This is a genomic window from uncultured Algibacter sp., assembly GCF_963976535.1.
In the GTDB taxonomy this organism is placed as follows: domain Bacteria; phylum Bacteroidota; class Bacteroidia; order Flavobacteriales; family Flavobacteriaceae; genus Algibacter_B.
In genome coordinates, this window is record NZ_CAXBLF010000019.1 from 39,124 (window position 1) to 53,799 (window position 14,676).

The window sequence follows — 14,676 nt, forward strand, 5'->3', positions numbered from 1 at the left end:
TATATCTATAAATTTAACCTCTTATCTTCCTCGGATAAGTACTGCCCGAAACCAATTAACAAAAAGCCAATAAATGTGAGTATAAAAAATAATATTGGTAACACAAATTTTTTCTTGTCTTTCCATTCAGAAATATCATAACCCGCATCAGGAAAATCTGCTATAACATTAACAATATTACCATTAATTACAATAGCTTTTTCAATTTCTCTTCGTTGTGTTTCTAGACTTGAAATATTGTTTATTAAAACCGTTTCATTCATTAACAAATCACTTTGTTGTTGTCCGTTAGCCATAAAGAAATTAGTCCCAGAACCAACTACAGCCTCTTTTTTAGACTCACGGTCTCTAATACTTAAATAAATGCCCACCAAAGAATCCATTTTTTGTTGTTCTACTTGAAGTGACATATCCAGAGTTTTATAATTCTTTAAGGCTACGTTTTTTAATTTAATTAAATAGTCATTATCAGTAATTGCATTAATTAATTTACCCCGAAGTTTGCCGAATATAAAACGATCTGTAGATGCTATACCTATTTTGTGCCGCTTGAAACTATAAAAATTTATGGAAGCGTTAAAAGTTTTATAAGTATACTCCTCTCTTGCTAGAGAATCCAAGCCTTTTTTAAATTCAACAAACATTTTTATTTTTTCATTCTCATCGATGTCTGGTTCAATATAAAAGCCTTTTAATGTGGCCGCATCCACAACGGGTATCTTTAATTTTCTTGCTAATTCTATAGAATCTTGATCTTTATATGCCAATTGATGTAAGTATTTCATGTTTTCATACACCTGATGTGAGGAGCTGTAATTGGTTTCAATAAATACATTAGCACCGTATATCTCTTCACTAATTTTATCTAAGACAAATCCCAGAATAACACCTAAAGAAATTGCTAAAGCATACCATTTTAATCGATTATAAATATGGATTAAAAACAATAAGACAACTTTATATAAGCCTTTAAAAATTGAAGCTATAAAATCAAAAAATCTTTGAAAGGCATTCCCTATAACTTTAAACAATTGCCCTAAATCAACTTCTTCAGATTCTGGTTGTGGTGATAAATCTTTACTCATAATTTTTTGTTAATTAAATATTTGCTCTAATATTGTTCTTGTTATTAAATAGGTTGGTTTAACGCCCGAAGTTCCTAAACCACCTGAAGCCAACGTACCTCCCGTTTTTAAAGGATTATCACTAGCATAATATGCGTATCTTACTTTTACATCTGGACTTATACTGCCTCGGACTTTAGACGCTGCTTGAATAGCTTTTTGGTAATGTGCGCCTTCCATTTCTAAACCAATTACATTCCAAGTGGAATTATAAAAGAATTTTAAAATATCTTTATTTTGAAGTGATGTTCCTAAAACCGTAATCATAGAGCCCTCGCAAATATTAATACCCTGGCCTTCTAAATCTTCTCTTTTTAATTCATTTTTAAAAGGATAATTATCGGCTGTACCTTCAAAAATGTGAGCAGACGGAATCATAATATCGCCTTTTCCGCCTTCTAAAATTCCCGCCTTACCCATAATTGATATAGATTCTACATTAAGAAGATGTTTTTTTCCTTTTTGCTTGTATGGTTTAAGTAATTCATCAATAGTTTCATAAGCTTGTTCTCCAAAAGCATAATCCATGACTAAAATAACAGGGGGGTTTTGTTTTAGACTTGATTCAGATACTTTAATGTCCATTTTAGAGACATCAAACTTAGTTGAATCAAATATTTGAACATCAATATTGGCCCCAGAAGTATCTTCAATATAAATCATGCCTTTTTGCAACGCTTCCTTAGTTACTTTATTGCGTAAAACTTCGTTTTCTTTTTTACTTAAAGATTGGTATATATCAAATATATCGGTCTTTTGGGTATTTGGCTTTAGAACATTAAAAGCATAAAGTGTATTCATCACACTATGCATGTTGGCGCTAATAATATGAATTGGTCTTTCTAACAAACCATTTTTATGCAGCGTATCTTTAATCTCATCAGACCAAATTTCGCCATGAATGTGATGCCCAATTCGCTCTCTTAAAACCGGACTAAAAGTAACGGTTCGTTTGTTGTTATTTATCAATTCTTCAATAGCAAGTTTTCCCAGCCAATACACAATATGTAGCAACCTTTCAGGTTGTGAAGGAATAGCAAATTCGTTATAAACAGTACTTAATTCATTAAATGTTCTTCCTAAAATATTAGCTACATGCGTAATAGCAACTTCACGCTCTTCTTGGGTAAGTTTCTTTTTAGATAAAACGGCTTTTTCAAGTTTTATCCAATCTCTTGTTGTAGCACCTTGTTCGTTTATTACAACACGTTTACTTATTTTGTGCGATTCAATAAAAAGAAAAGTAAGATGCGTAAGAATATCATAGATTTCTGATCGACCTCTCGTTATCTCAATATTCATTTGTTCATCGTCTATTCTGTAACAATTACGACGCCGTTTTTCTGGAATTATAGGTTTAAAATGAGAAGTAGAATACCCTTCATCACTTGTTAAATTGATAAATGTGCACTCTTCAATACCTTTTGGTAATCTATCTATAACATAAAGTAAGCCTTCTAATTCAGCTTTTTCGTCACCTATAGACCCATAAATCTCAGGTCTTAATAATAATAATGACTGTCGTAAAGTTTCACCAGAAATACCCATAGGTTTATAAAACCCCCTGTTAAATAAATGACGCATAGTAACATACATTCGCTCAATAGCGTTTGAGCTTTCTTGAGCACGGGTTCTTTCGTGATGTTTTTTACTACTCATAATTTAATTTGGTTGTGGCAAATATACTACTATTTGGTTTAATTTATAGGGGGGAAACTAGCAACTAATTTTCTGTCATTCGACAATCTGGGAAGCTTGTTTTGTCCTCCTAATTTACCAACAGATTTCATGTACTCTTGAAAGCCTCCTTTTTTAACTTTAGTGATTTTTAAAGGTTGCAATACTTTGCCTTTAATCAAATCGAAATAATAACTATTTTGTTTTTGAAGTGATTCATCAATTTTTTTCGCTAAAGCGGAAAGGTTTTCTGGTTCGTTTTCAAATTCAATAAACCATTCATGATATGGAAGTCCTTCTTTAGGACTTATTTGTGGCGCTACAGTAAATTCTGAAATTCTAACATTAGAGTTTAATGTAGCGTCTTGCATGGCCTGCTCAACTTCCTTACCAATAACATGTTCCCCAAAAGCTGAAATAAAATGTTTTATTCTTCCAGAAACAATAACTCTAAATGGTTTTATAGAAGTAAACTGAACTGTATCTCCAATATTGTAAGCCCATAAACCTGCGTTTGTTGAGATTATCATGACATAGTTTACCCCAACTTCAACGGCCGCAATGGTGATTCGTTTTGGGTTTTCATCAAAAAAGGCATCTGCCTTAATAAACTCATAAAAAATGCCTGAATTAAGCTGAAGCAACATCCCATTCTCATTCTGTTTATCTTGAAAAGCAAAAAATCCTTCGCTTGCCGGATATAACTCTATACTATCTACTTTTCTGCCAATAAGGTTTTCAAATTTTGCTCTATAAGGTTCGTAATTAACGCCTCCAAAAATGAATAGATTGAAATTTTTGAATACATCACCTACTTTCTTTCCTGTTTTTTGCTGAAGTTTTTCAAAATACATTTGAACCCAAGATGGGATTCCAGAAATAATCGTCATATTCTCTGGTAAAGTTTCTTCAACTATAGCATCAACTTTAGTTTCCCAATCTTCAATACAATTGGTTTCCCATGAAGGTAATCTGTTTTTTTGTAAATATTTCGGCACGTAATGGGCTACAATACCTGATAGTCTTCCTAATTGCACTCCATTTTGCTCGTTCAAAATAGGGCTTCCTTGTAAAAAAATCATTTTACCATTTACAAATTTACTATTACCCGTTTCATGAATATACATCAAAATAGCATTTCTTGCTGCTTCAACATGACTAGGCATACTCTCTTTTGTAATAGGTATATATTTTGAACCTGATGTTGTACCTGATGTTTTTGCAAAATAAATGGGTTTATCTTTCCAAAGAATATCTTCTTCACCTGCAACCATCTTTTCAACATAAGGTTTAAGTGCTTCATAGTCTCTTACAGGAACACGTTTTACAAAATCTTTATAATTATTTATGCTCACAAAATCATGGTCTTGTCCAAACTGAGTATTAGTTGCTTCTGAAATTAAATCTTGAAATACTCTATTTTGAGTTTCAATAGGATTATTTGCCCATTTTTGAACTTTCTTATAAATACGTTTGGCAAAAAGTTTTGCTAGAACTGACTTTATTGATAGCATAGTCTATTTAAAATCTATAAAATTTGTTGGATTAATTGGGTAACCGTCGTTCCAAAGCTCGAAATGCAAATGTGGTCCTGTTGATAATTCACCTGTATTTCCTGCGGTAGCAATAACTTCACCAGCTTTAACTAAATCACCTTGTGTTTTTGTTAAAGCTGCATTGTGTTTATAAATTGAAATTAATCCATAGCTATGTTCAATAATAATTACATAACCTGTACTAGCAGTCCATTCAGCAAAAATTACAATACCATCTGCAGTGGCTTTAATTGGTGTGTCTTTTGCTACAACAATATCAACAGCATAGTGTTTTTCTTTAGCATTATAAGCCTCACTTATGGTGCCACTTACTGGCGGAAATAACACAAAATTAGTTGCTGTAGTTGCAGATTCGAAGAGGTTATACTTATCTTCTTTATCAACTTTTTCGCGAAGTAATGAATCTTCAGCTATTGGACTTAAATCTACTTCGCTTGCTTCTAATTTTACAGCTTGAATGATGGAATCTTTATTAAAATCCACGGCATTCAAATCGCCCGTAAGCACTTTTTTTATGGATTCATAATAGCGATCATTCATAACAATAACACCCTGTAACGAATCTGTTTTATAACTTAACTCTGTCGCTTTCTTTTTTAATGCTGTAGATGAATATCCAGGAATGTATTCTTTAAGTGGTGTAAATGCAATGAGTAAATAGGTTAATGCTATAAAAAAAATGGCCATTAACGAGGTTATTACAAAAACATTTAATCTGGTTAGTTTAAATGATAAACGCTCTTCAAAAGTGTTTTCATTAAGTATCATTAACCGATACTTATCTAGTAGTTTTCGTTTTATCTTTTTTGGTTTCTTTTTTTTGTCTGTCATGTTGAAACAAAAATAAATAAATTTATAACAAGACTTCGTTGTCGGTATGCTAAAGTTGTGCTTAAAACGGATTTATTTAACTTTAATTATTAACTTTGCTTTTTAAAATCATTATTATGAGCTTATATATGTTACCCTTAGCAATAGGACCTTGGCAAATAGCATTAATTGTTATTGTTGTTTTACTTTTATTTGGAGGTAAAAAAATACCTGAATTAATGCGCGGGCTAGGAAGTGGAATAAAGGAATTTAAAGACGCTAGCAAAGAAGAAGAAGAATCTACAGAAGATAAAAAAGGATAAATTCAATTTATCTGATAACTAAAAACCAGCTCAATGAGCTGGTTTTTTGTTTTTAAAATAGACTTTTAATTACTGAATTTTAACCGATCTAATAATCGCTTCAAGTTCTAGCATATAATTTCGTTTTTCGACTGAAGGTGCAAAAGCAAACCCTTCAACAACCACCCAACGTTTGTTAATTTTATCTTCAATGGCATAATTTATAAACGGCCCTCCCATAAAGGCATTTTTAACATCCCAAATACCTTTAGTTTCTAACGTTGGTTTATTGTCTATAATAGTTTCCCCATGAAAAGGCGTATATGCATTTTCAGTAATTAAATAAGAGCCTTCAACAGGCCCTTCAATATAGGTTTTGCCAATAGAATCTCTTATCTTGATTATTTGATTAACCACACTATCGTTTCTTTTAATAGCATTATAAGGCAACTCATAAATCATCAAATTACTTGTGCCTGTTGTGATATCTCTTCTAATCCAAAAGAAGTTATCGGTTTCTTTTGCCTTTCTGTAAACGGAAGCAAACTCAATAGTTAGCCCTAGTTTTTCTTTAATAGTCTCAAAACTGTGTGGCGATTTTGCCATTTGGCGCAATCTTGCATTTATTTCTTCATTTTTAAAAGTATCTACAATCTTTGTTTCATTTGCTTTAAGTACTTCAATGATTTCTTCTTTAGTTTTTCCTGATACCACTATAACTTTTTGAGGTTTAGCATACACATTATCAGAAATAATTATACCTGCTTCTTTATGAGTTTCAATTTTCAAGACCGTTCTGTTTTTAGTAACAAAACCAGAAAAAACTGATGTTGGAATTTGACTAATTGTAAATGTTGGTTCATCTTGTGGTAAACCGTAAATAGGTTTTGCAAGCACATTTCTTATCGCTTCACCAACACGACCGTCCCACAAATCATTTTCTGTTACAACAGATACATTGTTAATGGCTCCAGATGCATCAGGAAGATATTTTTCTTTAGACGCGTTTTTATTACCACATGACATTAATAGCGTTAAGGATAATACTGATAAAAGAAAATGTCGCATAATATATTTTAAGTTTAAGAGTCTGTTTTAAGATTTCGTTAATTATTTTTTTATACCTCTTTTTGTGCATTATTTTGTTAAAATTTTGAACCGTAACTAGGCTATGTTTAAAAATTTTGCCTCATACTGCATCAAAAATAGCCTATAAAAATTCTAATCACAAATTCTTAAACAGACTTTAAGAATTTAACCCTTAGAAATTTTAAGTTTCATTCCTGGTTTTAATTTACTACCACTAATACCATTCCAATCTTTAATATTTTGAATAGAAACTCCAGGAAATTTTTGAGAAATACTCCAAAGCGAGTCTCCACTTTGAACCACATAAGTGATAACTTTCCCAGAAATGGGTTTTGGTTTTATTGTCGCTTTCGCGGAAGAAGAAGTCGATACGTGAGGTTTTCGTGGGTAAATAATTAGTCGTTGCCCAATCTTTAAATTATTACTTCTTAATCCATTCCACTTTTTTATATTGCTAACCCTAACCCCATACATTCTAGATATTTTACCTAAGTAATCACCAGACTTTACGCGGTATGTCACTTTTGCATCAGCTTTAGAAAATTGCGGCATGGGTTTTTCGCGTTTATCAAATTCTGCTTTAGCAAATGCATAAATTCTATCTTCGTTGTTTACAAATTTACCCACCACATCAATAGGTAATCTTAACACGTAATTTTTGTCTTTAATAAACGGAATAATATCTAATTTGTAAGACGGGTTTAAAAACTGAAGTTGCTCAATTGGTGTTCCTGTGGCTTCTGAAACTTGATCTAGCGTAATCATCTGTTTTACCCTAACTGTGTCTGTCTCAAAATAAGCTAATTCTGGTTTATACTTTTTAAAACCGTGAGCTTCAGCATATTCAAAAATATACATATTGGCTAAAAATGCTGGTAAATACCCTGCAGTTTCTCGTGGTAAATTATGACGAATGTTCCAATAATTTCTATAACCTCCTGAACGTCGAATAGCCTTACTAACATTTCCAGGGCCCGAATTATACGCTGCTAGAGCCAAATCCCAATCGCCAAAAATTTTATATAATCTTGCTAAATATTTTGCAGCCGCTTCGGTAGATTTTATTGGGTCGCTACGTTCATCAACATAACTACTTACATCAAGCCCATATTCTTTACCTGTACCAAACATAAACTGCCATAAACCGGTAGCACCTACTCTAGATCTTGCTCTTGGTTTTAATGCAGATTCTACTATAGCTAAGTATTTTATTTCTAAAGGAATATCATGTTTATCTAACTCGCCTTCAAACATAGGGAAGTAAAATGCGCTTAAGGTTAAAAGGTTTTGTATGGCGTTACGCCTGTGTTTTAAATACGATTTTATAACACTTTCTAATGATGGGTTGTACTCCACATTAAAAGGTGTTCTGGCATCTAATTCTTTTAATCGTGCTTTAAGTGTATCAGTCGATAACTCTGGGTAATCAACAGGTTGATAATCTAACTCTGTAACCGATTTATATATCGTATCAAATAAACGGTTGCTATATAACTCTTCAAACCATGCTTCGTCTAGTTTAAGAGCGAATTCATTGTCTTTTAAATTGTTAATTGATGTACTGTCTATTTCAGCTTTTATAACTTTAACAACAAGCGTATTATCTTCAACTATAGAGTCTTTAATAATATTTTGGACAATAATGGTGTCTTTATTTTTATTATTTTGAATAGAAATAGAGTCTTGTGTTTGTGAAAAACAAGTGCTTATACAAAAAAGACATGATATTATAAAAAAACGAAAAGCCATAAAATCTATTCAATTATGAACGCTATTATGGCTAAAATCGTATTTTAAAAGGGAATTTGAAAGCTTATTTCAATTTATTCTAAAATAGCAGCAATTCCAGGAAGTATTTTTCCTTCTAAGCTTTCAAGCATAGCGCCTCCGCCAGTACTTACGTAGCTTACTTTGTCTTCAAAACCAAACTGTTTAACTGCTGCAACAGAATCACCACCTCCAACTAGTGAAAAGGCTCCTTTTTTAGTTGCTTCAGCAATTGAATTTCCTAATGCTATTGTTCCTCCAGCAAAATTTTCCATTTCAAACACACCTAGAGGCCCGTTCCAAAGAATAGTTTTTGATTGCATAACTACATCATGAAAAAGTGCAATAGACTTTGCTCCAGCATCAACACCTTCCCATCCATCAGGAATTTCATTAATATCAACAATTTGCGTATTAGCATCATTACTAAAAGCGTCTGCTGCAATGGTATCAACAGGAATATGAATTTGAACGTTTTTAGCCTTTGCTTGTTTTAAAATCTCTAAGGCTAAAGGCATTTTATCATCCTCACAAATTGAATTTCCAATTTTTCCACCTTGTGCTTTTACAAACGTAAATGCCATGCCTCCACCTATAATTAAGTGATCTACTTTATCTAAAATGTTTTCAATAATCGTTATTTTTGAAGATACTTTTGCGCCACCAAGTATCGCTAAAACTGGTTTTTCGCCTGTTGCCATGACTTTGTTGATACTTTCAATTTCTTGAGCCAATAATTTACCGAAACATTTTTTACCTTTAAAAAACTGAGCCACAATAGTTGTTGAAGCATGCGCTCTGTGTGCCGTACCAAAGGCATCATTAACGTAAATATCACCTAATTTTGATAATTTCTCAGCAAACCCAACATCTCCAGCAGTTTCCTCTTTGTAAAAACGTAAATTCTCTAATAACAAAATTTGACCTGGTTCTAAACTTGCTGCTGCCACTTCAACATCTTCACCAATACAATCAGCAACTGTTATTACTTCGACACCTAAAATATCCTCAACTTTACTTGCAATATGTTTTAATGAAAACTCATCTTGAAATCCTTTTGGACGTCCTAAATGCGACATTAAAATACAGCTTCCACCGTCTTCTAAAATTTTAATAATTGTTGGTTTAGCAGATACAATTCTTGTTGCATCCGTAACTTCAAATTTATCATTTAATGGCACGTTAAAATCCACACGGATTAAAGCTTTTTTGTTTTCGAAATTATAATCGTTAAGCGTTTTCATGTATGTATATGTTTTTGTTTTTTAAGTCTTTGGTTTACAAATGTAACTAATTAAACAGCCATATAAAACGTGTTTTTTTACGAAAACGATATAGCTTAAAAGATTTTATGAATTACACCAAATGAATTTTAAAATAGTCGGTTTTTAAAACTTTTATGCGGTTTGTTTGCGATAGGGATTGAGGCATTTGTTGAAGCTCTTTTTGTGTTGTTTTAAAATGATTATTTTTCAAAGATAGAATTTACTATCTTTTATGAATGTAAAGATATGAGCCCGACCCTTGTGGTAACGTCCAAATAATTATTTAAAAGCACAAAATATGCCTGTTAGAAACTATACTTATTATGATTTTACGTTAAGCCTGTGCCCTGAGTGTTTAAAGCGGGTGGATGCTAAAATTGTGTTTGAAAATGGAAACGTTTATATGCTGAAACGTTGTAACGAACACGGGAATTCTAAGGTGTTAATTGCTGATGATATTGCGTACTATAAAAATATTAGAAATTACAATAAGCCTAGTGAAACGCCTTATAAATTTAACACCCAAACGCATTATGGTTGCCCTTATGATTGTGGGTTGTGTCCGGATCACGAGCAGCACTCTTGCCTAACGGTTGTTGAGGTTACAGATCGCTGTAATTTAACCTGCCCTACTTGTTATGCGGGCTCCTCGCCAACGTATGGTAGGCATCGTACTTTGGATGAGGTTAAAGCTATGTTAGACACTATTGTTAGGAATGAGAAAGAGCCTGATGTGGTACAGATTTCTGGTGGCGAGCCAACTATTCATCCGCAGTTTTGGGAGATTATGGATTATGCAAAATCGCTTCCTATTAGGCATTTAATGTTGAATACTAATGGGATTAAAATTGCAAAGGATATCGCTTTCGCGGAAAGACTAAAAACTTACGCTCCAGATTTTGAAATTTATTTACAGTTTGATTCTTTTGAAAATAGCGTGCTGCGAGAATTACGTGGTGCCGATTTAAATCATTTCCGTGAACAAGCGATTGAAAATTTGAATGCTGTAAACCTTTCTACAACCTTAGTTGTGACGCTTCAAAAAGGATTAAACGACCATGAAATTGGAAAAATTATTGATTATGCGCTAAAGCAAAAATGTGTGCGAGGTGTAACGTTACAGCCTACTCAAATTGCTGGACGCTTGGAAAACTTTAACCCAGAAACCGATAGAATGACGCTTACCGAAGTGCGTAGAAAAATTATGGAACAAATGGATATTTTTAATCCAGATGATTTATTGCCTGTCCCCTGTAATCCGGATGCTTTGGTTATGGGTTATGCGCTTAAATTAGATGATGACGTATTTCCGTTAACACGCTATATTAATCCAAATGATTTGTTAGATAATAGTAAAAACACCATTATTTACGAGCAAGATTCGCAATTACAAGATAAAATGATTGAACTCTTTAGCACAGGAAACTCTGTTGAAGTTGCTGAAGAAAATTTAAAAAGTATCATGTGTTGCTTACCAAATATTGATGCGCCTAACTTGGGTTACGATAATTTATTCCGTATTATTATCATGCAATTTATTGATGCTTATAACTTTGATGTGCGTGCTATTAAAAAATCGTGTGTGCATATTGTGGATAAAGACAATAAAATTATCCCTTTTGAAACGATGAATTTGTTTTATAGAGATGATAAAAAAGCACGATTGGAGGAACTTAGAAACGAAATTGTATGACACATTTTTTAGAAGTGGGCAATGAGATTGTATGGGTAATTTTAATTGTTCTAATTTTAGCATTAAGCCCTGCGATAATAATGACAATTATAGGTTTAGTAATTAAAAAAAAGAATCTAAAAGCAGCAAAAGTTTTATTTATAATTTCGACGGTTTATATTATTATAGGTCTTGGTGTATGTGGAGTCTTATCTTTTTGAATATGATTTATTTTTTAGGTCCAAATATGAATTTAGATGGTTTAGTTTATCTAATCATTGCCATTATGTTTGGTCCAGCCATTTTGTTAACTATTATTGGCTTTGCGATTCTTAAAAAGAATAAGAAAGCAGCTAAAATATTATTTATTCTTGCTGCTGTTTACGTGATTATAAGTTTAGGTGTTTGTGGCACTTTGATATCGGGATTTTAAAACCCAAAGCCCATAAAATCCTAAAAATAATTCTGCGAAAGTCCCGAAAAGATATCCAAAAGTGGGCGTGCCATCAAGTATCAAACTTAATACTCTTCCAAAGCCTAAACCGAGCATAAAAATAAGATTTGTAATTAAGGCAAGCTTCAGATAGTTAGCTTTAAATATTCCTAAAATCCATAGAATTGAAAACCCCAAATACAAGCCCATTATGGCTTTAAAAAAGTTGTGCTCATCAACGGTGTTTAAATGAATATCAAATTCTGAACTTGGATTAAATCCATAAACAAAAGACACAGGAACAACAATTAAAACTGAAATTATTAGGTGTATTTTATTGATGAATTCTTGTTTGGATATGCTCATGGTGGTTTTTGTTTAAGACCTCACAGGTTTTAAAAACCTGTGAGGTCTATTCAAAATAGATCTAAAAGTTAATCTCTGCCTCAACCATGTCTCCTTTTCTATCTACGATTACTTTAGTCGTATTTCCTTTTTCGAATGTCGCTAAAACCCTCATGTAGCTCATCATATCTACAACTGCACTATCGCCTAATTTTACAACAATATCGCCTTTTTGTAAACCTGCCTTTTGTGCTGGTTTATCTTCACTAATACCGTCAATTCGCATGCCTTTACCATCAAAAAGATAATCAGGAATAACACCTAGTCCAACTTTGAATCTTGGCGTTTCTTCACTTTCGTTCTTTGTTTTTCTGAAAGGTAATTTTCCGTTGTTATCCAAATCTGTAATAACTTCAAAAATATAATTAGAAATGGTTTGCATGCCCTTGTAATTCAGCTTTTCAAAATCGTCGCTTGGTTTATGATAATCTTCATGCTGACCAGTAAAAAAGTGCAGCACAGGTATATCAGCATTGTAAAAAGATGTGTGGTCGCTTGGGCCAATTCCCGATTCTTTTTGAATCAATTTAAAACTGCTGTTATGTGCTTTTAAAGTTTGTTTTAAAATGGGTGAAGTCCCAACACCATAAACAGCTAAGGTGCTATCTGCTTTTAATCGACCTACCATGTCCATATTAATCATGTAGTTTATTTTTTCGGTGTCTATTGTAGCGTTTTTCACAAAGTAGTTAGACCCTAATAAACCCATTTCTTCTCCAGAAAATGCCATGAGCAGATAGTTGTTATTTGTGTTATTTCCTTTTAGTTTTTCAGCTAAATTCAACATTACGGCAACACCACTTGCATTATCGTCTGCACCATTATGAATGGCTTTTTCACCTCTATATAACGACCCTTCTGCTCCATAACCCAAATGATCATAATGTGCGCCAATAACTATCGTGTTTTTTGCATTATTATTTATAAACCCTAAAACATTTGTTCCTGTAATGGTGCTATCGCCGTCTTTTACCGTGTAGTTTACCTTTTGATGTGGATTTGTTTTTGGCTTAAACGAAAACACTTGAAAATATTCATTTGTTCCTTTGCCTTCTAACCCTAAATTTTCTAAACGTTTTGCAATGTATTCAGCGGCAGCTTTTTCGCCCTTTGTTCCAGTTTGACGCCCTTCCAAAGCATCGTCAGACAAGAAAGTAACATCGGCTTTTATGGTTACTGATTTTACGGTTTCTTTTTTACATGAATTTAAAAAAACTAAAAAAAGAAGTGCTATTAAGTATTTCATAGTTATAAATATTAATTTTACTCAAATTTAATCATTATACCAAATGAATTTTAAAATGATTGATAGTAAATTTGAGTTATCTTTTCTTTAGATGAAATAGAAAATATAAGCATAGCCATAGTTACGGTTATATTTTATATTGAAATATAAAGGGAATAGAACCGAATTTAATCAGTTATTTTGGGACTTATTTGGTATTAACTATATATTTTTCAGAATGAATCGAATATACCTTATCGCAATAATTTTATTAGTTTTTGCATGTAAAGACGAAAAAAAGAAACATGTTGAAGACCAAAAGCAAGTTGAGACTGTAAAAGACTCATTAATATTTCCTGAAGAAAGTCATTTTAAATCTATCAGACAAATCACATTTGGAGGTGATAATGCTGAAGCCTATTGGAGTTTTGATGATAAACAAATCGTATTTCAATCTAATAACAAAAACTGGAATGTAAGTTGCGATCAAATGTTTTTAATGAATTTTGACGAAACTTTTAAGGATAAAATTCCGCCAATGGTATCAACAGGAAAAGGACGTACCACTTGCTCATATTTCTTACCAGACAACAAGCATATTATTTACGCATCAACACATTTAGGTGATGAAAAATGTCCTGACACACCCCTTCGAAAAAACGGAAAATACATTTGGCCTGTTTATGATACTTTCGACATTTTTGTAGCCGATTTAGAAGGAAACATAGTAAATCAATTAACCAATGAAAAAGGCTATGATGCTGAACCAACAGTATCACCTAAAGGCGATAAAATTGTATTTACCTCAACCAGAAGTGGTGATTTAGAATTATATACAATGAATCTTGATGGCACAGATGTTAAACAAATTACTAATGAATTGGGTTATGATGGTGGCGCCTTCTTTTCGCCTGATGGTACAAAAATCATCTTCCGTTCATCAAGACCTAAAACAGAAAAAGAAATTGCAGCATACAAAGAACTATTAGCTGAAGGCTTAGTTGAGCCTACTGATATGGAACTTTACATTTGTAATGCTGATGGGAGCGATTTACGTCAATTAACCGATTTAGGAAACGCCAATTGGAGTCCGTTTTTTCATCCGTCAGGGAAAAAGATTTTGTTTTCATCTAATTTTGAAGCAGAACGTGGTTTTCCATTTAATTTATACTTAATTGATATTGACGGTAAAAACCTAGAACGTGTTACCCATAGCGAAACCTTTGATGCTTTTCCTGTGTTTTCAAACGATGGTAAGTATTTGGCATTTTCATCAAATAGAAATAACGGTGGCGGTCGAGACACCAATTTGTTTATTGCAGAATGGAAGGACTAAAAGGACGCACATTCT

13 protein-coding genes are annotated in these 14,676 nt (G+C 32.6%); 4 read left to right on the forward strand and 9 right to left on the reverse strand.

The window, feature by feature from the left end:
- Positions 1-5 precede the first annotated feature (5 nt).
- Genes AAC024_RS07415 through AAC024_RS07430 form a run of 4 tightly spaced genes read right to left on the reverse strand, consistent with a single transcriptional unit; the run spans position 6 to position 5,188 of the window.
- Entirely contained in the window at positions 6-1,085 is a 1,080-nt protein-coding gene (locus AAC024_RS07415; RefSeq protein ID WP_339894652.1) for a hypothetical protein, read from the reverse strand.
- 9 nt (positions 1,086-1,094) lie between these two features.
- A complete protein-coding gene (locus AAC024_RS07420) occupies positions 1,095-2,783 on the reverse strand; it encodes a hypothetical protein (RefSeq protein WP_339894653.1) in 1,689 nt (562 codons plus the stop codon).
- A 38-nt stretch (positions 2,784-2,821) separates the two neighbouring features.
- The gene (locus tag AAC024_RS07425) at positions 2,822-4,315 is read right to left on the reverse strand and encodes a GH3 auxin-responsive promoter family protein (RefSeq protein ID WP_339894654.1); all 1,494 of its coding nucleotides are present in this window, start codon (positions 4,313-4,315) and stop codon (positions 2,822-2,824) included.
- 3 nt (positions 4,316-4,318) lie between these two features.
- A complete protein-coding gene (locus AAC024_RS07430) occupies positions 4,319-5,188 on the reverse strand; it encodes a M23 family metallopeptidase (RefSeq protein ID WP_339894655.1) in 870 nt (289 codons plus the stop codon).
- A 116-nt stretch (positions 5,189-5,304) separates the two neighbouring features.
- Here AAC024_RS07430 and AAC024_RS07435 point away from each other — a divergent pair, with 116 nt between their 5' ends.
- A complete protein-coding gene (locus tag AAC024_RS07435; RefSeq protein WP_271560418.1) occupies positions 5,305-5,490 on the forward strand; it encodes a twin-arginine translocase TatA/TatE family subunit in 186 nt (61 codons plus the stop codon).
- Positions 5,491-5,559: 69 nt separating this feature from the next.
- On the opposite strand, the gene AAC024_RS07440 is transcribed toward AAC024_RS07435, so the two are convergent.
- The 3 genes from AAC024_RS07440 to AAC024_RS07450 form a co-directional block, all read right to left on the reverse strand.
- Positions 5,560-6,537, reverse strand: coding sequence for a DUF4837 family protein (locus tag AAC024_RS07440; protein WP_339894656.1), 978 nt, complete (start codon positions 6,535-6,537; stop codon positions 5,560-5,562).
- Positions 6,538-6,723: 186 nt separating this feature from the next.
- Positions 6,724-8,307 (reverse strand): LysM peptidoglycan-binding domain-containing protein, encoded by a 1,584-nt coding sequence (locus tag AAC024_RS07445; RefSeq protein WP_339894657.1) that lies wholly within the window; start codon positions 8,305-8,307, stop codon positions 6,724-6,726.
- Positions 8,308-8,381: 74 nt separating this feature from the next.
- Positions 8,382-9,569 (reverse strand): phosphoglycerate kinase, encoded by a 1,188-nt coding sequence (locus AAC024_RS07450; RefSeq protein ID WP_339894658.1) that lies wholly within the window; start codon positions 9,567-9,569, stop codon positions 8,382-8,384.
- Between the two features lie 319 nt (positions 9,570-9,888).
- On the opposite strand from AAC024_RS07450, the gene AAC024_RS07455 reads away from it, so the two are divergent.
- Together AAC024_RS07455 and AAC024_RS07460 are read left to right on the forward strand one after the other, a co-directional pair.
- Positions 9,889-11,283, forward strand: a complete 1,395-nt coding sequence (locus AAC024_RS07455) for a radical SAM protein (RefSeq protein WP_339894659.1) — start codon at positions 9,889-9,891, stop codon at positions 11,281-11,283.
- 202 nt (positions 11,284-11,485) lie between these two features.
- Positions 11,486-11,695 (forward strand): hypothetical protein, encoded by a 210-nt coding sequence (locus AAC024_RS07460; protein ID WP_339894660.1) that lies wholly within the window; start codon positions 11,486-11,488, stop codon positions 11,693-11,695.
- On the opposite strand, the gene AAC024_RS07465 is transcribed toward AAC024_RS07460, so the two are convergent.
- On the reverse strand, positions 11,660-12,061 hold the full coding sequence (locus AAC024_RS07465; protein ID WP_339894661.1) for a DUF4345 domain-containing protein: 402 nt from the start codon (positions 12,059-12,061) through the stop codon (positions 11,660-11,662). The genes AAC024_RS07460 and AAC024_RS07465 overlap by 36 nt on opposite strands.
- 61 nt (positions 12,062-12,122) lie before the next feature.
- The gene (locus AAC024_RS07470; RefSeq protein WP_339894662.1) at positions 12,123-13,346 is read right to left on the reverse strand and encodes a M20/M25/M40 family metallo-hydrolase; all 1,224 of its coding nucleotides are present in this window, start codon (positions 13,344-13,346) and stop codon (positions 12,123-12,125) included.
- Positions 13,347-13,563: 217 nt separating this feature from the next.
- On the opposite strand from AAC024_RS07470, the gene AAC024_RS07475 reads away from it, so the two are divergent.
- The gene (locus tag AAC024_RS07475) at positions 13,564-14,661 is read left to right on the forward strand and encodes a hypothetical protein (protein WP_339894663.1); all 1,098 of its coding nucleotides are present in this window, start codon (positions 13,564-13,566) and stop codon (positions 14,659-14,661) included.
- The last annotated feature ends 15 nt before the right edge of the window (positions 14,662-14,676 follow it).